Genomic DNA, 19834 nt, shown 5'->3' with positions numbered 1-19834 from the left:
TACTCGCTTCGGTTTTGTCTTCTACGTTTTTCGACGTTGGAACGCCTCGCCGGGCAACCACTCGGGCGGCGTCGGGTCTTCGGCGACGACGCCGACAATCAGCAACGCAAACTGCGCATGCTGCGCCGCGCCGCGAAAATCCCAGTCGTCCTGAATGACATCCGTCGGCTGGTGGTAGTCGCGCCGCACATAGGTTTCAAATCGCTCCTTGCCCCAGCCATCAGGCTTGCCTTCCACGTCAACGCCGAAGTTGAGCGACAGGCAGGGCACGCCGACCTTGGCGAAACAAAAGTGATCGGAGCGGAAAAACGACCCGTTTTGTGGGAATAGGTCAGGCTTCATCACCAGACCTTCCAACTTGGCCAGCGCGTCAATCGTTTTGCCGAGCGTCGAGCGTTCCGCGCCGAGCGGCACGAAATCGCGCGTCCGGCCGAAGACGTTCACTTCGTCGAGGTTGATGTTGGCGACGGTCTTTTCGAGGGGAATCAGCGGCCGTTCGCAGTAGTACTGCGCGCCAAGCAGCCCCTGCTCTTCGGCCGTCACCGACAAAAACAGCACCGACCGGCGCGGCCGCCATGCCGATTTCGCCATGGCTTCCGCCATCGCCAGCAGCGCCGCCGTGCCGGAGGCGTTGTCCAGCGCACCGTGATAGACCAGCCGCTTCCCGGTCGCCGGATCGTCCTTGACGCCGAAGTGGTCGTAGTGCGCCGTCACCACCACGCATTCCGCGCGCAGCTTTTCATCGCGCCCCGGCAGCAGCCCGACCACGTTCGGGGATTCCAAGCGCGAAATTTCGCTTTTCAGATGGAGCGACAGCGTGACATCCAGCGGCACGGGACGAAAATCGCGCCGCTCCGCCTGCTCAATGAGCGTCGCCAAGTTTTTGCCGGCCAGCTTGGCGATGCGCACCGCCGCGTCGTCGGTAATCCACGATTTGAGCGCCACGACCGGCGGCGAATTAGCGTCGCGGACCAGCTCCGACCGAACGCCCGTGTTCGAGCTTTGCACGACCTGCCACGGGTAGGTGGCGCTTTCGGTCGTGTGCATGAGCAACACGCCGCGCGCGCCCTGCCGGGCGGCTTCCTCGTACTTGTACGTCCACCGCCCGTAGTAGGTCAGCGTCCGTCCCTGAAAGATGTTTGGGTTGCGCAGGCCCGGATCGTTGACGAGCAGCATGACGATTTTGCCGCGCACGTCCACGCCCTTGTAGTCGTTCCAGTCGTATTCCGGCGCGACGATGCCGTAGCCCGCAAACACCACCGGCACGGCGTCCAGCTTGACTTCCGGGACGCACTCGCCCGACTGGGCGGTGAACTCCGTCCCGTACGCCAGCTCGACCTGCCCGCCGTCGGCGGCGCGAAACGTCATCGTTGTCGGTTCGGCGCGCAGATTGATGATGGGGACGTTTTGGAAGTACGAGCCGTTGACAGGCTCCAAACCATAAGCTTGAAACTGCGCGGCGATGTATTTGGCGGCCAGCATGCCGCCGCGCGTACCGGGCGCGCGGCCTTCAAACAAGGGATCGGAAAGCAGGGCGGTGTGGGCGTGCAGCGCGGCTGGCTGAATACGAGCCGCCGTCGCCCGTAGTTCGGCGGGGACCACCGGCGAGGCCGTCCCGGCGTTTCCCGCCGACTGTGCGCCGACTTGGACGACCAGCCACAGCAGCCACCAGCACGCTGCCCAGCGATGGAGCGTTTTCATCACGTCGCTCAACCTCGGATGACGAACGTTTTTGACTCGAAGATGGAAAAGCGGCGTCATTCTCAACACTTGGCGCGCTGATTTCAATGTGGATTTCGGCATGCGAAAAACACGCGCTACACTGACGCCCGACAAAGCTTTCGATGTTCGGAGGCGTTCATGCAGCCCGGCGGTGCTCTCGGACCCTACACGCTTGTTCGACTGCTAGGGCGGGGCGCGTTTGGGCAGGTCTGGTTGGCCGAACGGCGAACCAAACTGGCCGTCACCCGTGTCGCGCTCAAAATCCCGCTGGCCGACGACGCCGACCTCGACGCCATCCGCAAGGAAGCCGCCGTCTGGGCGCAGGCCAGCGGCCATCCGAATGTGCTGCCCATCATTGAAGCCGACATTTACGACGGGCAGGTGGTCATCGTGAGCGAATACGCCCCGGACGGCTCGCTGGTGGATTGGCTGGCGCGGAAGGGCGGGCGCGTGGCGCTGCCGGAAGCCGTCAGGATGCTCGACGGGATTTTAGCCGGACTGGAGCATCTCCACGGTCGCCAAATCGTCCACCGCGATCTCAAACCGGCGAACATCCTCCTCCAAGGCGATACGCCGCGCTTGGCCGACTTCGGCATCGCGCGCGTCATTCACGCTACGTCGCGGACGGGGCTGATCGCGGGAACGCCGGCCTACATGCCGCCGGAAGCTTTTGACGGCGTGCGCACGGAGCAGGGCGACCTCTGGGCGGCGGGCGTGATGTTTCAGCAGTTGTTGACAGGTGGGTTGCCGTTCCCGCAGCAGGACTTGACGGCCTTGATGGGCGCGATTGTGACACGCGACCCGGTCCCGCTGCCCGCCACACTACCGGCGGCCGTCCATCGCTTTGTGGCGACGGCGCTGTGCAAAGACCCGGCGCGTCGCTTTCCAACGGCGACGGCGATGCGGCAGGCGTTGGTGCAGCTCCTGACGCAGCCGACGCAACCGGTGGTGCGCCGGCCTGTGGACGGGAACAACGAGCCGGCGACCCAACCGGTGCAGCGCACAACCGATGGGCGTGCGGCGAGTCCCGCGTCAACCATACCGGTGTTCAACCCACCGCCTCCGCCGGCTACGGCTGAAACCGTGGTACCTGCGTCCCACCGGCCGTCCACGTCGGCCGCCGACCAGCGCACGCAGGGTTGGTGGTGGGTGGCCGCCGGGGCGGCCGTGGCGCTGGTGTTGGGGGCGACGCTGTTTCTGGCGCTGCTGATGTACTTTCAAGGCCGGGCTTTTCAGTCCACGCCGACGCCCCCGCCGCCGCCCGTCGCCACATCGCCGACACCCGCCGTGCCGGTGGATGCGCCCCCTACGCCTCCACCGTCCAGTCCGTCCGATGGAGACGAGCCGCCGCCCCCGCCGCCGCTTGCGCCCGGTTCGGAAGGCGTGTACGTCATCGGCTTTTCAGCGAGGACGCCGGAAGCCGCCGAAGCCAAACGCGCCGACTACGCTAAGGCCGGCTTCGAGCCGTTTGTCGTCAAGACGGATGAGTGGACGAACTTCGAGCCGGGTTTCTACATTGTGGCGCTGGGCGTTTACGCTACCGAAGCCGATGCAAAGACGGCGGCGGCGCGCATTCGAGAACGGGGACTGAGCGTGTACACCAAGCCGTCGGGGCCGCCGCGTCGGTCGCAGGAAGCGTCGTCACCCAACCCGGAGGATGTCCCCGGCGACTTCCCGGAAGCCTCCTTGCGCGACTTGACGGACGACGACCTCCGCAACCTAACCCGCGAGGAACTGCGTCTGATGCGGAATGAAATTCTGGCGCGGCATGGGTATCGGTTTTCCGACCCGGAACTCGCCGAACATTTCAACGCCAAGCCTTGGTATCGTCCGACCGGCAACGACGTAGGCGACAAGCTGACGCCGCTGGAGAAGCGCAACATCGAACGTATCCGCCAAGCGGAAAAAGCCGCTGAAAGCGCTCCGAAAGACTAAGCTGTTTTCGAGCTGAACCCACACCGCGTCGCCTATTGCTTCCAGCCGCTGCGCGCGTCATGAACCCAAGTCGGCCGTCGCCATTTCAGGGTACTCGCGCAAAGGCCGTGCGCCGTCGGGGTTGCATATGGCCGACGCGGCGGTCGCTCGCTGTCCATCCATCTTCTCAAGCTTGGAAGCCCAACGCACCGCTTCGTTGCTTCAGCTCAATCCTGCGCATCACTTCGCGCCGGATCGGCAGGCGAGCGCTGGAGACGACAGCGAACCAGGTCGGCGAGTTGTCCTGCGCGCAGAATCACCGCCACGCCTGCGCCGAGATATCAACCGTCGAGCGACAGGTCAAACCATCAGCTTCGTTGCTCCCCAGATGCCGTAACCCAGATAAACTAAATGATGGGCAGGCAGCACGTTGTCCACCTGTTCAACCCAGTGCGTGCGGGTCTCGCGTGAACCACCCTCAAGCTCATGAAACAGCTGAGTTTCGGTGATGGTTCGAGCGGGAGCACTCGCGCCGACGAGTGCCTGTCAATCCCGGTCATCAGCTTGGCCGTATATGAGAGCCGAGTTGTTCCGTCATCGCCCCAGCGTACGGCGATGGCGTCAATGTTGGCGCGACCCACTTAGGACTGTATCCAATGCACACTACATTCAAGACGCGCCACAAGGTGATCGAGGAGCGGTATCCGCTTGTCCAAGCGAGGGATGCGCCGGCGTATCCTCCAGCTCTGAACACAGTCAGCCGCCATAGAATACTCGCCGCCGAGGTCGCGCCTCCTACAACGCACGCTGTAACACCTAATAAGCACACACCCTGATAGAGGGCACACCGTGGCAGCACCCACGGTCAACCACCATGCCGTGAGAATTTTTTGACGACGGACACCGCAGGCGTCCGTCGCCCCGGTACAGGAGTCACTAAGTTCCCAGTTGCGGCGCTTTTCCACTTGCCATGTTCAAGCTGAGCGCGGAGCTCGCACTCGCGTTCCGCGTGTCGTTGTGGAAACAAGGCGTTTGCTCATAGCTCCGGCGGGGTTTGACGCCGCGTCTCCAGTTGGAGACGATGGGTCGGGTCATTGTCGGAGGTGTCGCGCCGGCTTTGGGAACGCACCGCCGTTTCTCAGCGTTTCGCATACCGGCGCGCTTTGCGCCGATGCGCCACCGCGTTCTAAGCCATAGGCGCGGGGTTGTTTTCAGACTTAGGGAAGGGATGGAAAGGAGTTGGCCTCATGACGTCACCAATGGCTTCCACGGCCAGCCTGTGGATGCGCGGCATTGCGCTGGGACTTGCCGCATTGCTTACCGGCGGATGTTTCGCCTGTTCCTCGTCGCGCTCGGCCTATCAACCGCAGCCAGTGAGCGCCCCGCCGTCCAACCCTTCGACGGTCACAGCAACGAGCAACGTCCCCGGCCAAGGGCTTGACTTACAGGCGCTCATCGGTCTGACCAAACAGGCGAAAAATGCAGAAGAACTGGAACGCTTACTAAACCAGCCGGGCTCTATCAACAACCTCGACCTCGATGAAGACGGCAACGTGGATTACATTCGCGTTCAGGAGTACGGCGGCGGTAATACAAAAAATTTTTCCTTCGTAGCGCTGCTTAAGGACGGTCAGGAGCAGGAAGTCGCCAACCTACGCATCGAGCAGACGCCGGGGCGACAGGAAGCTGTTGTGCAGGTGCAAGGGCATCCAACGGTCTACGGCCCGGACGTCTATTACTCTGCCGTGCTGCCGATTGCGACGGCGCTTTTCCTTGCGTGGGCGCTCGCACCGCGCCCGGCGTTCTATGTTTCGCCCTACAGCTTCGGCGCGTTTCCGGCCTACTACCGCCCTTATGCGCCCGTACCGGTGGCGACCTACCGGACGACCGTGACGACCTACACCCGCGATGTTCCGGCGCAGCGGACGGCGCAACCGCCGATTCGCTCGACGGCTGTTTCACCCAACGCCGGCAAGGTTGCCCCGTTCGTTCGGCAGCCTCTGACGCAGCCGCCGCAGACACAGCGCCAGTTCCAGCAGCGCGACAACAATCGCCCGGTCGCGTCGGGCGGCTTTGGGCGTGGACCAGCGATGCAGCGCAGCGTCCCACCACCGACCGCTGTGCCGCGTCCGGCCACACCGCCGCCTATAGCTCGTCCGACGCCGCCGACCGCCGTACGTCCGACGCCGCCGCCGGCGCGCAACTTCAACACACGCGGCCGACGCAACTAGAGCAGTTCCCGTATAGGTGTAGTGATGCCCCCGGTGTGAACCGCGTCAACGGTTTGGTTTAGGGGCTACTTGCTCCACTGTCTTGGAAAGCAGACGAAGCGCGGAACAGGCAGGTCAAGGAAGGAAAGGTTATGGAAAAACAACGCTATACGCTGACCAACGCCCAGCGCGTCGGGTTCGCAAGCATTTTTGTGCTCGACAAAATGGTGCGCAAAGGACGGAAGTTCGCCGTTGCGCCGACCGACCCGGACGAAATGGCGCTTAAGGATGTCATTCAGACGTTATTCAATGAGCGTCTGATTGACATTCAGGGCGCGTACTACGTCCCTACCGAAGAAGGGAAGGAGCGCGTCCGTCGGTTTCGTCAGCGGTACGAAGAGTACCTCACCGTCTATGACATCTACTGCGCCGTGGATTTGGCGACTGGCGAGTTTGCCTTTGAGCGGTACTACGACTTCGACGACGACGGCTGGCGGCTCTATCTCCAGCAAGAGCGGTGGGAAGATTTGCGCGTCGCCGTCGCCATCTACAAGAAGCTCGATCCGGTTGAGATCGTCTTTATGTCGTTTGTGATGGAGGGACGCTTTGACAACTACGCCGACGGCAAGTGGGAGTTGGGGGTGTTGTCGGGCGAGCTGTGGGACGAAATCCTTGCCATCGTCAACTCCAATCTGCATCCCTGTGAACTTGGCTACACGACAACCGACCCGAATGACCCCAGCCGGACGATAGAGGTCACGCCCGATGACGTGATGCATGACCTACTGACGCGCGGCGGGCAAATCATGCTGGAACTGGTGCGGCGCGGAAAGGAAATTGAAGCCGAACAGCAGGCGCTCCAACCGACGACAACAACCACCACGACGACCACGGAGACCGTCTATGACTACGACTTTGTGATAGCCGACCCGTATGTGTACTATACGCCTTACCTGAGCCCGTACTACGTCAGTCCCGTCTGGACGGCTCCGCTCTACCCGACCATGGTGGTCGTGTTTTGAGCCATCTTTTCACGTTTGGTCAACGCTTCGCCCATGTCATCATTGCCTCTTCGTTACGACTGGACACGCGAGGAAATCCGCGCCATCCACGATACGCCTGCGCTGGAACTTGTTTATCGCGCGGCGACTGTCCACCGCGCCCACCATGACCCGCGCGAAGTGCAGGTGTGCCGGCTCGTTTCCATCAAAACCGGTGGTTGCCCGGAGGATTGCGGTTACTGTGCACAGTCGGCGCACTACAAAACTGGGATTACAGCGCAACCGCTGATGGACAAGGCGGAAGTCATCGCTATCGCTAAGCGCGCCAAAGCCAACGGCGTCAGTCGCATCTGTATGGGTGCGGCGTGGCGCAACGTACGTGACGACGCGCAGTTTGAGGCGGTGCTTGACATGGTGCGCAGCGTCAACGCCCTAGGCGTCGAAGTCTGCTGTACGCTTGGGATGCTTACCGAAACGCAGGCGCGGCGGCTCGAAGAAGCCGGGCTGTACGCCTACAACCACAACCTTGACACGTCACGCGAGTACTACGGCCGCGTCACGACCACCCGCACATACGACGACCGGCTGGCGACGTTGGCGAATGTCCGCAAAACCGGCGTCACGCTCTGTACCGGCGGCATTCTCGGCCTTGGAGAAAGCGTGGACGACCGGATCGGATTGCTCCATACGCTGGCGACAATGCAGCCACACCCGGAATCCGTGCCGATCAATATCCTGACGCGCGTACCGGGCACGCCGCTGGCCGACCAAGCCGATGTCTCTCTCTGGGAAACGCTGCGCGTCATTGCTACGGCGCGGATTGTCATGCCGTGTTCGATAATTCGGCTCTCTGCCGGTCGGACACAGTTGTCCGACGAAGCGCAGGCATTGTGTTTCTTGGCTGGCGCCAATTCGATTTTTTCAAGCGACGCTAAGATAATGCTAACCAAAGCGTCGCCAACGAATGACTACGATGAGGACGCACAACTTCTAGCAACGCTGGGCCTTTATCCACGTGTGCCGTTCAAAGAAAAGCGTGCTGCTGTGCCAGCGGCCTCATAGTTAGGAAAAGATTGGTTTTGGGTAATGCGGCGGGCTGTTTTGACCGGGCTAGATTGCCTGCTGTTGGCGTCGGCGTGTTCCGTTTTTGAGCAGAGCACCCGTCCGCAGCCGATTCGCTTCACACGGTTGAAATTCGCCGAAAAACAAACACATAGGAAGCCGGGAACGCCAACCCCAATGTATAAAATGACGGCGAGTAACCCGTTTTCGAGCAAGGAACTCCGTGGCGCATCGCTACCCCATCGTCATCGTCGGCGGCTTCCTGCTGGATTGGGCGGCCTATCAACCGCTGGCGACGCTGCTAGAGACGACTTGCCGCGTTCCCGTCGCCATTGTCCCGCTAACCCAAGCCAGTTGGCTATACGCCTCGGTGACGGGCAGCTACCGCAACCTACTTGAACTTACCCACACGACGGTCGAACAAACCCGCCGCACGCACGATGCCAAGTTCGTCAACTTCGTCACCCACAGCGCCGGCGGCGTGGTGGCGCGGCTCTATCTGGGCGAGGATGACTACGATGGCGTCGCCTACGGCGGGTGGCGGCGGACGGCGACCCTCGTGACGCTCGGCTGTCCGCACCACAGCCTGCTGTCGTGGACGCGCCGCACGATGGATTTCGTCAACGGACATTATCCGGGAGCGTTCTACGCACGAGTACGCTACGTCGCGCTCATTGGCCGCGCCATTCGTGGGGAGTTCCCAGGAACACTCGAAGCCATGGCGGCCTATCAGAGTTATCGGCTGGTGTGTGGCGATGGAAACGTCTGGGGCGACGGCGTTGTACCGGTCGAAAGCGGACAGCTTGAAGGTGCCACGAACGAAGTTTGCGAAGGCGTCCAGCACGTCCCTAACCGGCCGGCGTGGTACGATACGACCCTGCCGCGCTGGGCGCGGTACATCCAGTGACGCGGAGGCCAGCCCATGCGTCAACGGTGGCGACTGTTCATTGCCGGGGCGTACGGTGACGGGGCAAGCGGCGAAACCTTTCCCGATTACGATCCGGCGACTGGTGTCGTTGCGGCAGAAGTCGCGTTGGCGACTGAGACAGACGTTGACCGTGCTGTGGCCGCCGCCAAAGATGCTTTCCGGACGTGGCGTCAAACACCTATCGCAGAGCGCGTACGCCTACTGCGGCGTGTCGCCGACGGCATTGAAGCCCGATTTGATGAGTTTCTGCGCGCCGAAGTCGCTGACACCGGGAAACCCTACGGACTGGCGCGTACGCTTGACATTCCACGCGGTGCGGCGAACTTCCGTACCTTTGCCGATCTGGCCGCTGGGCTTGGGACGGAGTGCTTTGAAACGCACACGGACGACGGCGCAGGGGCGCTCAACTACAGCCTGCGGCGACCGCTGGGCGTTGTGGGCGTCATTTGCCCGTGGAATCTGCCGCTGCTGCTGCTGACATGGAAGGTGGCGCCGGCACTGGCGATGGGCAACACGGTGGTTGTCAAGCCGTCCGAAGAAACCCCGGCGACGGCGACGCTGCTGGCTGAGGTCATGGCGGCAGCGGGCGTTCCGCCAGGCGTGTACAACGTCGTGCATGGCTTCGGCCCGGAAAGCGTCGGGGAATGGCTGGTGGCGCATCCCGACGTGGCGGCGATTACGTTCACCGGCGAGACGCGCACCGGGCAGGCGATCATGCGGACGGCGGCGGCCCGTACCAAGCGCCTGTCCTTTGAGCTGGGCGGCAAAAACGCGGCGATTGTCTTTGCCGACGCCGACTTTGAACGCGCCGTCGCGGGCGTGGCGCGCTCAAGCTTCCTCAACGGCGGGCAGGTTTGCCTCTGCTCAGAGCGCGTCTATGTCGAGCGTCCCATCTTTGAGCGGTTTGTCGCGGCGTTGGTTCGTGAAGCACGCCAGCTCCGTCCCGGCCCTCCGGAAGATGCGACGACGACCCTAGGGCCGCTGATTTCGGCGGCGCACCGCGAGAAGGTGTTGAGCTATTACGCGGCGGCGCGCGCCGCCGGAGCGGAGGTTCACACGGGCGGCGGCATTCCTGACCTACCGCCCCCTTATGACAACGGTTACTTCGTCGAACCGACCGTCTGGACGGGACTACCAGAACAATCGGCCTGCGTTACGGAGGAAATTTTTGGCCCCGTCTGCCATGTTGCACCCTTTGACGACGAGGAGGAAGCTATCGCGCTTGCCAACGCTGGGGATTACGGGTTGTGCGCGGCGCTCTGGACAAGCCATCTGGCGCGCGCTCATCGGGTGGCGCAGGCGCTTGAAGTCGGCGTCGTCTGGATTAACAGCTGGTTTTTGCGTGATCTGCGGACGCCCTTTGGCGGTATGAAGCTCAGTGGTATCGGGCGCGAGGGCGGTCGCCACTCGCTCGATTTTTACGCCGAACTCAAAAACGTGTGTGTGAAGCTCTGACAAGGAGGGACTGAACCAAGGTGAGCGAGTCGCCTGACGTTCTGGTTTGTCCAGAGGAACTCAAAACGGATGCTCAGCGGGAGGCCTTTGCCCGCGTTCAGAATCAGAAGCGCCGGCGTAATCAGTGGAAACGGTACTGGAAGGCCGGCGTGAAGGCGTTTGAGGCCGGCGACTACGAAAAGGCGCAACTTCTTTTTTCAGAGGCGACTCGTGAAGCGCGTCGCTTTGGCGAGACTGATCCCCGTTTCGCTGCTTGCCTCAACAACTTGGCGATGACGTTTGACATGCTGGGCGAGACGGCGCAGGCCGAAGCTGTCTATCGGCGGGCGATAGAAGCCGACGCCAAGGCGCTGGAAATCGGCTACGGTGGCTTTGTGACCAGCCTGACGAATCTGGCCCAAATGCTGGCCGATGATGACCGCATTGCCGAGGCAATCAAGCTCTATGACCGGGCGATCGCCTTCCTCGAGGCGCTGCATGGTCACGACACGCTGCACATTGCGCCGCTTTTGAGTGAAATGGCGCGGATGTGCGACCAAGACGGTGACTATGCTCAGGCTGAGGCAGCGCTGCGCCGGGCGCTGGCAATCCGAGAGCGGGCGCATGGCCCGGATGATCTTTCGGTCGCCGTGACGCTCAACAATTTGGCCGTGTCGTGTGATCTGCGCGGCAAGTACGATGAGGCGCAGGCGCTCCTAGAGCGGGCGCTGGATATTTTTGAGCGGCGGTTGGGCGAAAACCACCCCAAAGTCGCCGAAACGCTCAAGAACTTGGGCGTCCTGCACGACCGGCAGGGCCGTCGCCTACAGGCTGAGGCCTGTTTCGCCCGCGCCCGAACGATCCTTGCAGAACAGGCTTGAGCGGCTGTAGCGGTTGACGTTGCGGAGTTCGGAGACTGAAGCCGAAGGTAGCAGAGCGGACGGCATAGAGTGACGCGCAGGAACGAAGAGCTTGCGGCTAGGAATGTGGAAATCGCCGCGCGAAGCTGCGAAATGTAGATCGCTGCGCGTAACCAAGAGATTGAAACACGGCGACAGAGCATACTGGAGAGCCTCGCCTGTGCGCAGCTGATTCAGCGGGCGACACCCCCACCGAAGTTGAAACCACCAAAACTTGAACGTGCGCAGTAAGCGCAGCCACCGAGCGGATGCAGCACCGTGACGCCGGAAGAGATCCACTGTGTGCAGACAGGCGGCATAGGGTGACAATCGTAAGCTTGCTGCCATCGCGTTGGTCACGTTTTCGGCGGTAAGCGACTGTGCCGGCCGCGATAACGCTGCAAGCTCGCCGGCGGGCGGCATCTGACAAGCCGGTGCGGAGCGCTGCAGATGTGTAGGACGCCAAACCGTTTCCTTTCTCGGTCTGCAAAGCGCTCCTATCCTTCTGGCGCCTTTGACGCCGGACATTCACCGACACCGGTTGGATGCCTCGGCGACGTTTGGCGCACAAACTACCCATCCGCTTCCAAGAACCACCGTAGTTTTTGGCTTCGGCCAGGCTGACGCAGTTTACGCAGGGCTTCTTCCTCAATGCGCCGGACGCTGTCACGCGGCAACGCGAAAAATTGGGCAACTTCCTCCAAAGTGTAAGTCTTGCCGTCTGCGCCCAACCCGAACCGCATGCGCAGAATTTTTTCTTCACGTGCATTGAGTGATTGCAGGGCCGCATCGAGGCTTTCCCGCAGTCGCCGTTGCGCAGCGTCATCCAGCGGATTGGGCGCATGAGCGTCGGCGATGAAGTCACCCAAACTCGCCTCCTCATCCTCGCCGACTGGGGTTTCAAGACTTACTGGCGGCTGCGCCAACTGAAGCAAGGTTTGCACCCTTTCGAGGGAAATGCCAAGCGCTTGCGCCAATTCGATTTGTTTCGGTTCACGCCGCTGTTCCAGCGTTAGGCGATGCAGGGCTTCGAACAGGCGCGTCAACTCTGCTCGAACGGCGGCCGGCAACCGAATCAGGCGCGGCTGCTCACTGAGCGCTTGCGCCATTGCGCGCCGAATCCACCATGTCGCATACGAAGCGAACCGCTCCCCACGACGACCTGTAAAGCGCTCCGCCGCCCGCAACAAACCGAGGTTTCCTTCCTGAATCAAGTCGGTCAAACTAAGACCACGATGCAAGTAATGGCGGGCTACCGACACAACGAGTCGCAGGTTAGTTTCAACCAACCGTTGGCGCGCCGCCGCTGCTGCGTCGAACATGCAGCGCGCGCGCGTTAGGTGTCGCTTGACATCCTCCAAATCCGCCCCTGTTGTCAACCACGGCGCGCCAGTGCGTAGCCCGCTTTCCAACTTCTCAAGCAACGCCGCATAACCTGTCCGCGAAAGCGGCAACGCTTGTACTGCTCGCGCCAAAGCAATCCGTGCGCGCGCCAGCCGCCGCTGCTTACTCTTAGCTGGTTGCCCAGCGACCACCGACAAGTGGTATTCCTCTTGAACCGCCTCTAGCGCCCGCCGGACACGCCCAACAGCGTCCGCTAACGAGCCCCGCCGTACGGCGTCCGGCGCATCCTCCAGCGAATGAAACGCGCTCGTGTCCGCCCCCGGCGCGTCAAACCAGTCAAAGGCGCTGGCGTGTCCAGCTTCGAGCGCTTCCGCGTGCTGAAGCGCCAGTGTCGCCGTCGCTGGAATCCGCGCTAGAAGCTTTTGAAAGCGGGACGCCGCCCGTCGGATTTTGGCGACCAAGGCGGCTTCCTCCTCCGCCGACAGGACAGCGATGCGTCCCATTTCCTGAAAGTACGGGCGCAGTGGATCTTCGAAAAACGCCGTCGGCGACGCCGGAGCCGAAGCCGCTGGCGCTGTTTCCTTGACCACCGCCGCCGGTCGCTGAGGGCGTTCGCGCTCCTCACCGACCCGTATCCCTCGCCGTTCCAGCGCCGCCAGCAATGATTCAATAACGGCGACATCCGTCACACGCGGGGGCAGCAGCTCATTCAGTTCGTCAAATGACAAAAACGTTTTGCCGCGCGCCGCCGCCGTTACCTGCGCCACAATGTCGTTTGTTGTCAAGGGCTTTGCCATCATTGTTTTTGCCGGTTGCGCAGCGCCGCCAGTCGTGCGCGCTCAAGACGCAGCCGCTCGTGGGCATGATATAGCGCCAGCTCGTCGTCGTTGGATTCCGCCGCGGCCCGTACCAAGTGCTGTAACGCGGCGCTCCGCTGCTCAAGCCGCCGCTGCTGCAAAACTAGCAGTCCGTCCTCTAGAGTCGCCCGCAAGCGGTCGGCCTGTTCGTCGGTTTCAGGAGGTTCGGCGCGCAGGAGCAGTTCCGCAACATAGTTTTCCATTTCCAGATCGAGCGGTGTTGCGACGACTTCTTCCGAGAAGAAGTCGCGTTGTCCTGTGGCGTTCAGCTGGCTTTCCGTTCGTTGCCAACGCGCAACGGCGCGGGCAAGCGAAGCGTAGTCAAAGACGCCGCCGCTCAGATACACCTCGCGAACGGCCCGGAAAAACACTCGTCCGGGTAGAAGGTCAATCAGTTCATCGTCCAGCACATCAAAGGCAACGGCGCACAGCGGCGGATGCGCCAGCAAGGCCAGCAGGACATTTCGCTCGGTCAGGGTGAGCTTGGTCGTGACTTCGACCGTCTCAGCCGAGAGTTCAGCCCGGCGTTCACGGGCGGCACGCCGCAGTTCACTGCGAATGGTGCTTGCCTCCAGTTGTAAGCGGTCAGCCAGCCGTTCCGCTGCCAGATCCCGCTCAATCGCATCCTTGATTTTGGCAATGTAGGGCAAGACGGCGTTGACCGCCTGTGCGCGCCCGGCCGGATGCGATATGTCGTATTCAAAACGCGCTATGTCGGCAAGGTATTCGACCAGCGGTTGAGATTGCTTAAGGCGTTCACGGTACTCACTCACGCCGCGCACACGAACGAAATCGTCCGGGTCTTTGCCTTCCGGCAGGTGCAGGACACTGACACAGAATCCTTGTTCCAAAAACAGCTCAAAGCTGCGCCGGGCGGCTGCCTGTCCGGCGCGGTCGCTGTCGAAGTTGACGACGACCTTGGGCGTTTCTAGGTATCGCCGCAGTTGACGGACCTGCGCCTCGGTCAGCGCCGTACCCAGCGAGGCGACGACGTTGTGCACCCCGGCTTGGTAAAGCCGGACAAAATCCATGTAGCCTTCGACAAGGATGGCAAAACCGGCTCGCCGAATGCTTTCCTTTGTCAGATGCAGACCAAATAGGTGTCGTCCCTTGACGTAAAGCGGCGTTTCCGGCGAGTTGAGGTATTTCGGTTCGCCGTCGCCAAGCGTCCGTCCACCAAACGCAATAATGCGTCCCTGAGAATCGGCGATGGGGAACATGATGCGCCCACGGAAGCGGTCGTGGCGACCACCGCCTTCTCTAGGGGAAACCAAGCCGCTGCGTTCCAAGTCGGCGTTGGTAGCGCCGTGGTCGCGCAGAAAATTCGTCAGGCTTTCCCAGCGATCCGGCGCATAACCAAGCCCCAAAGCGGCGATCGTCGCCTCGCCGATTTCACGAGCGGCCAAGTAGTCGCGCGCCGCGTAGTGTTCCGGGCGGACAAGCTGGTCTTGAAAGAAACGGGCGGCCAGTTCGTGCAAGCGCAGCAGCCGTTCACGTTCTTCGGCTTCGCGTTCGGTTTCAGGCGTAGTGGCGCGGGGTTCAGGCGGCGGCAAACCACAGACCTCGGCAACCATCCGTACGGCTTCCGCAAAGGCGACGCCTTCCATCCGCATGACGAACGTAAAGACGTTCCCACCAGCGCCACAGCCGAAACACTTGAAGACCTGTTTACCAGGGTGAACATTGAAACTCGGCGTCTTTTCATGGTGAAACGGACAGCAGGCGACGTAGTTCGCGCCGCGCTTCCGCAAGGGGACATAGCCGGCGATCACTCGCACAATGTCAGCCTGCGCCCGAAGATCGTCTATGCTTTGGCGGTCGAATGGCATAAGCGCACCACTTACAAGAAGGCGGACATGGCTACCTTGGCGCGGCGGCGGATGCAAGTCGTGCGGCTACTGGCGGCGCGCCAAGGTAGCCCACTGCGTCCCCCGTGCATTTTACGTCCACGCTTTGGGAGCAATGCATTGGCGGCGTTGCTCAGCAGCCGGCAGAAGGCATGCCAAAAAGCCACCGTCAATCTTGAGTCGGTCTGGGGTGTGATTCTGCCGCTAGATGACCCCAACCAGAAGCGGCGGCGCTAAAAATGACAGCGAAGACCTAGATGGGCGTCACCAGCCATTTGACGGCGTACGGTGGGATAGATAGCGTGCGCAGTACAAATTTTGAAAACGCAACCCCTTTCTCCCAACCAGTATGTCCTTCGAGACCATTATGCGCGGCGTGCTTGACCGCGTGGACGGCGCACGCGGATGGGCTTTCTTGGCTGATGACGGCGAAATTGTCTTTCACCAAACCGTCGGTGACTTTGAAACGCTCCCGTTGTTGGCGGCTTACCATGGCATTACAGTCGGCAATTACCGCCGGTTCGGCCTCCGCAGTTTGCTGGAAAACATCCGCACCATCATCTGTACGTATGATGAGGCGACTTGCATTCTGAAGCTGTTTCCAGAGAACTACTTTTTGGTCTTTGTTCTGGAGCGCGGGGCGAACATCGGGTACACCCTTTGGCTTCTCGATCAAGCCATGCCGGCGCTGCTTGAGGAATTTCAGTAGGAGTTCTTCCTGCGGCTCCGGCTCAGGCGGATTTTACCAGCCGCGCAAAGGCCCGCAGGCCGTTCACAATGTCTTGCTGGTCAAAGGCGCGTGTCAGCGACCGTTCAATTTCGTCGCTCATTTGTCCGATCCGGCTTTTGAAGGATTGCTCGGCCCGCTCGACGGCCTGCTGTAAAGCAAGGATGTCGTGGTGCGAGCGGGCGTCGGCGGCCTCCAACGCGGCAAGCTGCCTTGCAAGGGCCTCCATCTGACGTTTGACTTCGGTCACGTCGGCCTTGACCTGCTCAAGGTCGTTTTTGAGCTTCAGGGTGTCGTCGCGGGGAAATTTGGCTTCCTCACTGATGTCCGTCAGTTTCCGGTGCAAGTAGTCGTATGCCGCGCCAATCGGACGAAACACCATCGTGGCCAAGTAAAAACCGGCAAACCAGTAGCCCAGACTCCCCCGTGTCACATAGGCCAGCCCGCTAATGACGGCGGCCGAAAGAACATGCAACCCAAGCGCGGCCCACAGCGTTGTCCGTTGCATCCGCTGAACATACGCCACACGGTCGGGGTTGACCGTTAGCCCCGCCTCCTGTGAACGCTCCAACTCAAACTGGACGGCTTTGGCTTGGAAGTGCAAATCCCAGGGAACAGTCAGAATGAGCAACAGCCAGATGAAACAGACGACGCCCATCCCGATGTCGAGCGCCAGACCCGGAGTGAGCGGGGGGACTCGCCAGCCGGTCAGCCAAGCGGTGACGGCGAACACAATCAGCAGTCCGACGCCGATCGCCATCGTGATGAACAGCGCGTTGAGAAACCGCTGAAACATCGTACGCCTCCTCACCGGCGAAAGCGGCGTCATTCACCGCGCCGCAAAACCAGTGTGAACTTAGGTATCAGCGGTTGCGGCGGCGGCTTTTTCGGTGGAGGGCGTTACGCCGGCTTCCGGGCGGTAGAAAAGGATTCGCCCACAGCTATCGCAGGTATGAATGCCAATCCCCTGCCGAACGAGGCTGTATACCTGCGGACGCAGGCGCATGCGGCAAGCCGAACAGGCCCCGTTGACAACCTGCGCCATCGCTTGGCCGCCGCGCAGTTTGGCGACCCTGGTGTAGTTCGTCAGCCAAACCTTGGAAAGTTTAGCTTCCATCTCGCGCCGCCGCTGTCGGATGGTTTCAACTTCCGCCAGATACCTTGTTTCCGCCTCCCTATTGGCGGCTAGCGCTGCGTTGGTTTCAGCACGCAGCTTCTCAATTTCCGGGGCGCGCGCTGCCACTTCGGTTTCAAGCCGGGTGATTTCCGACCGGGTTTCCGTGATTCTGTTTTCACACTGCGCGACCGATTTTTTAGCCGTATCAATTTCCCGAATGGCCGTTTCGTACTCACGCTGATTGCGGACGCGCTGAAGGTCGGCGGTGTATTTGGCGACTTGAGCCTGAAAATGGGCTAGTTCGATTTCGAGGTCGCGCAACCGCCGCTGCAAGGTCTCAAGGTCGGTTCGGGCGGCGGTATAAGCAGCGATTTGATGTTGGAACTCGACTTCGAGACGTTCGCGTTCGGCGGCGAATTGGCGAGTGCGGGTTTGACATTCAGCCAGTTGACAATCAATTTCCTGCAGGGCGATAAGGAGTTCCAAGTCCTGACTCACGGATACCTCCCATCTGGACGGAACGGAAGTGCGGGGTTGGAGACTACTACCTTGCCCCTAGCGAAGCAAGGAACCGTGGTTCAGGCGCTGCGCCAAAGCAGACAGTTATTCGATTTCCTCCGGCGTCAGACACAGACCTTCGGAAGTCACCGGCGTACCGTTGCTTGACCAAAACTCAAACGTTAGGGTCCGGCGTCCGCCCTCGGTGGCGTACTCCAAATGCACCATGTCGCGTGGGTGTTCGCCGGTGTTGCGGTAAAAGCGCAGATTCCGCGCAGCCGTCAGTTGATACTCGCGTCCACGCCATGTCAGCTGCGCCGGCGGCTCATCTGGGTCAAGCTCCAGCGCCTCGACCTCGTCGTATTCCGTTGGGTCAAGCGGGAAGGAGACCACGGCGCGTCCGTCCGTTGTCGGCGCTTCCGGCGGATGCACTTCAATGAAGCGCCGCTGTTCCCCATCGGTGACTTCAAACTGCCAAAACGCCAGCATTTGGCGCTCGATGTCTACAAAACGATGCGCCTTGTCAATCGTCCATTTGCCGGGAAGGGGGCTTGTTTCGGCAAGGAAAATGGCGTCTCCAGCGCTGAGGTTCGCCAGCGGCCGCGTTCGGCGTTTGGGCGGCGACGCCTTTTTCCCGAAAAATGAAAGCCAGCCCACAGAAGCAACCTCCCAAAGTCCAAAATCGTTACACGGCTTTGTTCCGTTTCAATCACGCGCCAGCCGTTCGGCGACACGACGCAACAGGTCGGCGATTTCAAAGGGCTTGCGCAGACAATCCTCCGGCTTGATACCAAATTCCGGGGAGGCGAGAACCTCATCAATCTTTTCCGACGCCGAACACACCATAATCGGAACCTGCCACATTTCTGGATTGTCAGCGGCGCGAATGACCTGCATCAAGTGCGGGCCGTCAATGACAGGCATCATGACATCGAGGATGATAAGGTCAGGTACACGCTTTTTGAGGGCCGTCATCGCGCCGATGCCGTCATCCGTTGCGATGACCTCATAGCCCGCATGCGTCAGAACATCCGTCAGGAGTTCGCGGACGCCGGGATTGTCGTCTACGACGAGAATGCTTTTTTTCGTCTCCGTCATGGGCGGTTGCGGTGGTCAGGAAAAACGTTAGGGTCGTTGGGGGGGTCAAAAGAAAATGCCTTCGCGTTCTTCAAGGCCGCGATCAATCAGACGGCGAATTTCACGCTTGACGCGATCTACCTTGCGCTGGATGACTTCGTCTCGGTCGTCGGGATTCCCACGAAAAATCAGCGGCTCGCCGAAGTAGATGCGGTACTTGGTCGGGAAAGGAATCATGCCCAACACGCCCAGCCACGGGAAGGTCGGCGTAATGGGAAAGTACGGCATCCCTAGCAACTTGGCCAAAGGTTTACAGTCCATGAAACTCGGGGCTTGCTCCTCACCGCCAATCACACCGAAGGGGACAATCGGCGTGTTGGTCGCCAGCGCCAGCCGCATGAAACCCAGCCCAAACCGAACCAGCTTGTAGCGATCTTTCCAGACCTTTCCCGACCCGCGCGCTCCCTCCGGAAACACCAGAATTGCTTCGCCTTTCTGAAGCAGGCGTTCGCAATTGAGTGGATCGCCCACAATCGCGCCGCTGCGTTGCAAGAACTTGCCGATGAGGGGCGTCGTGGTGAACCAGCGTTCCACCATGGCGCGGCACAGGCGCGGCGGATTGGCTTCAAGCAACATGGCGACGGCGACCATTGCGCCGTCAATCGGCAGTTGTCCGCTGTGATTGCCAATTAGCAGGACACGTCCCGGTGGAACATGCTCAATGCCATAAGTCTGTACGCGCCAGTAATGCCGATAAAGCCGCGCAAACAGCGAGTACCCGTAACGCGCTGTCCCCGGATGTAGTCCCCAGGAATCATAACCGTACTCATTCACCGGAGTTGGGATTTGCCGCATTTTGGCGTCCACTTCAGCATCCACAAAGTATTCCGCCAACGCAGACAGCCAACCACCAGAAGTGATGGTCGGCAAAACATTGCGCCGCTCTGCTCGGCGACGCGCCCTTGCCGCGCCAGACGGCGTCGCCGGGCGCACGCCGCCGCCCTCCGAGGGGGAGACCGTCGGCAGCAGACGCAGCGACTTTTCTCCGTCGCGACGTTGGATGGTGAGAACTTTCTTCCGAGGTTCAGACTTGGGCCTTTCTTCTCCGGAACCCGGTGAGGGAACAACGGCAAGCGAGGGCGACGTCGAACGTTGACGGGGCATGGCTTTCTTCCAGCAGGTTTAGCAGCTGTGTTC

Annotated in this window: 18 protein-coding genes; 10 read left to right on the top strand and 8 right to left on the bottom strand. The window is 61.1% G+C overall.

Annotated features, from left to right (window positions below; genetic code table 11):
- Positions 1-21 precede the first annotated feature (21 nt).
- Positions 22-1701 carry a M28 family peptidase gene (locus NZ585_12295; protein ID MCS7080811.1) on the bottom strand — a complete coding sequence of 560 codons (1680 nt, stop codon included), beginning with the start codon at positions 1699-1701 and terminating at the stop codon, positions 22-24.
- 159 nt (positions 1702-1860) lie between these two features.
- Between NZ585_12295 and NZ585_12290 the strand changes: the two genes are divergently transcribed.
- The 8 genes from NZ585_12290 (at position 1861) to NZ585_12255 (ending at position 11152) form a co-directional block, all read left to right on the top strand.
- On the top strand, positions 1861-3657 hold the full coding sequence (locus tag NZ585_12290; protein MCS7080810.1) for a protein kinase: 1797 nt from the start codon (positions 1861-1863) through the stop codon (positions 3655-3657).
- A gap of 127 nt (positions 3658-3784) precedes the next feature.
- Positions 3785-4033 carry a hypothetical protein gene (locus NZ585_12285; protein ID MCS7080809.1) on the top strand — a complete coding sequence of 83 codons (249 nt, stop codon included), beginning with the start codon at positions 3785-3787 and terminating at the stop codon, positions 4031-4033.
- A gap of 850 nt (positions 4034-4883) precedes the next feature.
- The gene (locus tag NZ585_12280; GenBank protein MCS7080808.1) at positions 4884-5867 is read left to right on the top strand and encodes a hypothetical protein; all 984 of its coding nucleotides are present in this window, start codon (positions 4884-4886) and stop codon (positions 5865-5867) included.
- Between the two features lie 131 nt (positions 5868-5998).
- Entirely contained in the window at positions 5999-6868 is an 870-nt protein-coding gene (locus NZ585_12275) for a hypothetical protein (protein ID MCS7080807.1), read from the top strand.
- Positions 6869-6901: 33 nt separating this feature from the next.
- Positions 6902-7909 carry a biotin synthase BioB gene (gene bioB, locus NZ585_12270; GenBank protein ID MCS7080806.1) on the top strand — a complete coding sequence of 336 codons (1008 nt, stop codon included), beginning with the start codon at positions 6902-6904 and terminating at the stop codon, positions 7907-7909.
- A 223-nt stretch (positions 7910-8132) separates the two neighbouring features.
- Positions 8133-8816, top strand: coding sequence for a lipase (locus NZ585_12265; GenBank protein ID MCS7080805.1), 684 nt, complete (start codon positions 8133-8135; stop codon positions 8814-8816).
- A gap of 15 nt (positions 8817-8831) precedes the next feature.
- The gene (locus NZ585_12260) at positions 8832-10292 is read left to right on the top strand and encodes a 2-hydroxymuconic semialdehyde dehydrogenase (GenBank protein ID MCS7080804.1); all 1461 of its coding nucleotides are present in this window, start codon (positions 8832-8834) and stop codon (positions 10290-10292) included.
- Between the two features lie 20 nt (positions 10293-10312).
- The gene (locus NZ585_12255) at positions 10313-11152 is read left to right on the top strand and encodes a tetratricopeptide repeat protein (GenBank protein ID MCS7080803.1); all 840 of its coding nucleotides are present in this window, start codon (positions 10313-10315) and stop codon (positions 11150-11152) included.
- Between the two features lie 590 nt (positions 11153-11742).
- On the opposite strand, the gene NZ585_12250 is transcribed toward NZ585_12255, so the two are convergent.
- Together NZ585_12250 and dnaG are read right to left on the bottom strand one after the other, a co-directional pair.
- The gene (locus NZ585_12250) at positions 11743-13314 is read right to left on the bottom strand and encodes a sigma-70 family RNA polymerase sigma factor (protein ID MCS7080802.1); all 1572 of its coding nucleotides are present in this window, start codon (positions 13312-13314) and stop codon (positions 11743-11745) included.
- Positions 13311-15200 carry a DNA primase gene (gene dnaG / locus NZ585_12245; GenBank protein MCS7080801.1) on the bottom strand — a complete coding sequence of 630 codons (1890 nt, stop codon included), beginning with the start codon at positions 15198-15200 and terminating at the stop codon, positions 13311-13313. The genes NZ585_12250 and dnaG overlap by 4 nt, the downstream gene beginning before the upstream one ends.
- 27 nt (positions 15201-15227) lie before the next feature.
- On the opposite strand from dnaG, the gene NZ585_12240 reads away from it, so the two are divergent.
- Together NZ585_12240 and NZ585_12235 are read left to right on the top strand one after the other, a co-directional pair.
- Entirely contained in the window at positions 15228-15455 is a 228-nt protein-coding gene (locus tag NZ585_12240) for a hypothetical protein (GenBank protein ID MCS7080800.1), read from the top strand.
- A gap of 112 nt (positions 15456-15567) precedes the next feature.
- A complete protein-coding gene (locus tag NZ585_12235; GenBank protein ID MCS7080799.1) occupies positions 15568-15927 on the top strand; it encodes a hypothetical protein in 360 nt (119 codons plus the stop codon).
- A 22-nt stretch (positions 15928-15949) separates the two neighbouring features.
- On the opposite strand, the gene NZ585_12230 is transcribed toward NZ585_12235, so the two are convergent.
- From NZ585_12230 to NZ585_12210, 5 genes are all read right to left on the bottom strand, one after another.
- Positions 15950-16741 (bottom strand): hypothetical protein, encoded by a 792-nt coding sequence (locus tag NZ585_12230; GenBank protein ID MCS7080798.1) that lies wholly within the window; start codon positions 16739-16741, stop codon positions 15950-15952.
- Positions 16742-16801: 60 nt separating this feature from the next.
- Entirely contained in the window at positions 16802-17560 is a 759-nt protein-coding gene (locus NZ585_12225) for a C4-type zinc ribbon domain-containing protein (GenBank protein MCS7080797.1), read from the bottom strand.
- A gap of 105 nt (positions 17561-17665) precedes the next feature.
- The gene (locus NZ585_12220) at positions 17666-18217 is read right to left on the bottom strand and encodes a hypothetical protein (protein ID MCS7080796.1); all 552 of its coding nucleotides are present in this window, start codon (positions 18215-18217) and stop codon (positions 17666-17668) included.
- A gap of 48 nt (positions 18218-18265) precedes the next feature.
- Entirely contained in the window at positions 18266-18658 is a 393-nt protein-coding gene (locus NZ585_12215; protein ID MCS7080795.1) for a response regulator, read from the bottom strand.
- Positions 18659-18703: 45 nt separating this feature from the next.
- Positions 18704-19567, bottom strand: coding sequence for an acyltransferase family protein (locus NZ585_12210; protein ID MCS7080794.1), 864 nt, complete (start codon positions 19565-19567; stop codon positions 18704-18706).
- Positions 19568-19834 lie beyond the last annotated feature (267 nt).

The sequence above is a fragment of the Chloracidobacterium sp. genome (assembly GCA_025057975.1).
Lineage (GTDB): Bacteria > Acidobacteriota > Blastocatellia > Chloracidobacteriales > Chloracidobacteriaceae > Chloracidobacterium.
This window is presented reverse-complemented; position numbering and strand designations above follow the sequence as displayed.

Bases quoted from the DNA above. Each gene is read 5' to 3' on its own strand.
- NZ585_12295 (MCS7080811.1), bottom strand. From the start codon at position 1,701: ATGAAAACGCTCCATCGCTGGGCAGCGTGCTGGTGGCTGCTGTGGCTG.
- NZ585_12290 (MCS7080810.1), top strand. From the start codon at position 1,861: ATGCAGCCCGGCGGTGCTCTCGGACCCTACACGCTTGTTCGACTGCTA.
- NZ585_12285 (MCS7080809.1), top strand. From the start codon at position 3,785: ATGGCCGACGCGGCGGTCGCTCGCTGTCCATCCATCTTCTCAAGCTTG.
- NZ585_12280 (MCS7080808.1), top strand. From the start codon at position 4,884: ATGACGTCACCAATGGCTTCCACGGCCAGCCTGTGGATGCGCGGCATT.
- NZ585_12275 (MCS7080807.1), top strand. From the start codon at position 5,999: ATGGAAAAACAACGCTATACGCTGACCAACGCCCAGCGCGTCGGGTTC.
- bioB (MCS7080806.1), top strand. From the start codon at position 6,902: ATGTCATCATTGCCTCTTCGTTACGACTGGACACGCGAGGAAATCCGC.
- NZ585_12260 (MCS7080804.1), top strand. From the start codon at position 8,832: ATGCGTCAACGGTGGCGACTGTTCATTGCCGGGGCGTACGGTGACGGG.
- NZ585_12250 (MCS7080802.1), bottom strand. From the start codon at position 13,314: ATGATGGCAAAGCCCTTGACAACAAACGACATTGTGGCGCAGGTAACG.
- dnaG (MCS7080801.1), bottom strand. From the start codon at position 15,200: ATGCCATTCGACCGCCAAAGCATAGACGATCTTCGGGCGCAGGCTGAC.
- NZ585_12240 (MCS7080800.1), top strand. From the start codon at position 15,228: ATGGCTACCTTGGCGCGGCGGCGGATGCAAGTCGTGCGGCTACTGGCG.
- NZ585_12235 (MCS7080799.1), top strand. From the start codon at position 15,568: ATGTCCTTCGAGACCATTATGCGCGGCGTGCTTGACCGCGTGGACGGC.
- NZ585_12230 (MCS7080798.1), bottom strand. From the start codon at position 16,741: ATGTTTCAGCGGTTTCTCAACGCGCTGTTCATCACGATGGCGATCGGC.
- NZ585_12215 (MCS7080795.1), bottom strand. From the start codon at position 18,658: ATGACGGAGACGAAAAAAAGCATTCTCGTCGTAGACGACAATCCCGGC.